At 66.5% G+C, this 1,904-nt stretch carries 1 pseudogene; it reads right to left on the bottom strand.

The annotated features are described in order from the left end of the window. A pseudogene (locus BKD70_RS22545) lies at positions 1-1,904 on the bottom strand (filamentous hemagglutinin); the annotation flags it as partial.

Below are 1,904 nucleotides of genomic sequence, written 5' to 3' on the forward strand. Positions count from 1 at the left end.
TTTACCGAACAGTTTGCCGCCACGGTTGGCCAGGGCTTCTACGGTCAGTTGCAGGTTACCGACCAGGCTGGCCATCAGGCCGCCGCTGGCGTTGTCGACGCTGTTGGCGGTGACGCTCAGGCTGTCGCCCTGCACGGTGCCGCCCTGGTTATCCAGGCGGGTGGTGTTCAGTTCGGTGAGGGCGCCGCCGCTGAGGATCAGGCCTTTGCGGTTGCTTACATCCTGGCCGCTGTAGCTCAGGCCTTCGGCGCCGGCCAGCAGTTGGCCGTTGTCGTTGTTCAGGTGCTGGGCGGCGATGTCCAGGCGCTTGCCGCGCAGGGTGCCGCCGTCGTTGTTGAGGGTGGTGAGCTGCTTGACCAGCACGCTGCGTTCGCCCGCGTCGATCTGGCCGCCGACGTTGGTGAGCAGGTCGCTGACCTTGAGCACCACGTCGCCGCCGTTGCTGACCAGCGCGCCTTTGTTGCTGTTGGTGAAGGTCTGCGCGGTGACGTCGACGGTCTGGCCCAGCAGGATGCCGGCGCTGTTGTCGAAGCGCTCGCCTTGCAGTTGCAGCAGGCCCTCGCTCTGGATGCGGCCCTGGGCGTTGAGCAACTGGCCCGGGCCTTTGAGCAGCAGGCTTACGCCCAGGGCACCACCGGCCAGCAGGCCGGCGTTGCGGTTGTCGAGGCCCGAGGCGCGCACGTCGAGGTGGTCACCCAACACGCGCCCGGCGCGGTTGTCGATGTCGCCGCCGGCCACGTCGAGCAGCAGTTGTTTGCCGACGATCGTGCCGCTCTGGTTATCCAGGTTCGCGGCGTGCAGTTCGATATCGCCCTGCCCGGCCTGCAAGCGGCCCTGGGCGTTGTTGAGCTGTTGCGCGGCGGTGAGGGTGAGCTTGCCGGTGTCGGCGCTCAGTACGCCGCCTGCGTTGCTGCTGAGGGTGCCGGCCGTAACGTTCAGATCGGTGCTGGCCTGGGCGAAACCCTGATTGTTGTTGAAGGTGTTGGAAACGGCGAGGTTGAGCGCGCCGCCGTCGGCCTGGATCAGGCCCTTGAGGCTGTTGTCGAGGTTGCTGGCAGTAACGGTCGCGGTCTTGGCCACCAGCACGCCGTTCTGGTTGTTCAGGTTGCCGGCGTTGACGGTCAGGTCGTTGGCGATGACTTGGCCGCCGCTGTTGTTCAGGTTGGCGCTGGTGAGCACCAGGCTGCCACCGGCCATTTCGATATGGCCCTGGCGGTTGTCCAGGGAGGCGCTGTTGAGCGTGGCGGCCTGGCCTTCGCCGAAGCGGATCAGGCCGCCTAGGTTGACGATGGCCGGCGAGCTGATCACCAGGGTTTGTTCGCCAAACAGACGTGCGCTGGCGCCCTGGTTGGTCAGTTTGGCGCTGCTGACCTCGACGGTCTTGGCCTGAATAATCGCGCCCTGGTTGGTCAGCGCTTGTGCGGCGGTAATCGCCAGGGCGCGGCTGGCCAGCAGGTTGCCGCTGGTGGTGACGGTTTGCGCGTTCACCACCAAGTCGCCCGTGGTGTTGCGGCTGTTGTCGGCGGCGACGCCGGCTTCGATGATGCCGGGGTTGTTCACGCTGGCCGCGTTGATCTCGATGCGCTGGTCGGCGGCGATGCTCTTGCGGTTGACCAAAGCCTGGGCGCTGGTGACCTGCACGTTGCCGTTGGCGTAGACCTTGTCGGTGAGGTCGATGTTTTGCGCGGTGATCTTGACGTTACCGGTGGCCGCCGCCTGCGCCATGCTCAGGCGCCCGTTGGCGTCGAGCTGAATATCGCCACCACTGGCGGCCAGGGTGCCGTCGAGCTTCACGCCCACACCGGCTTCGGTGCCCACCAGTTTGATCGCGCCGGCATACATGCCACCCAGGGCCGAGGAGTCGATCGCCAGCTCCGGCTTGGCGCTGCCGTCATCGGCGCGGG

This window comes from Pseudomonas sp. BS-2016 (assembly GCF_001806145.1).
Lineage (GTDB): Bacteria > Pseudomonadota > Gammaproteobacteria > Pseudomonadales > Pseudomonadaceae > Aquipseudomonas > Aquipseudomonas lundensis.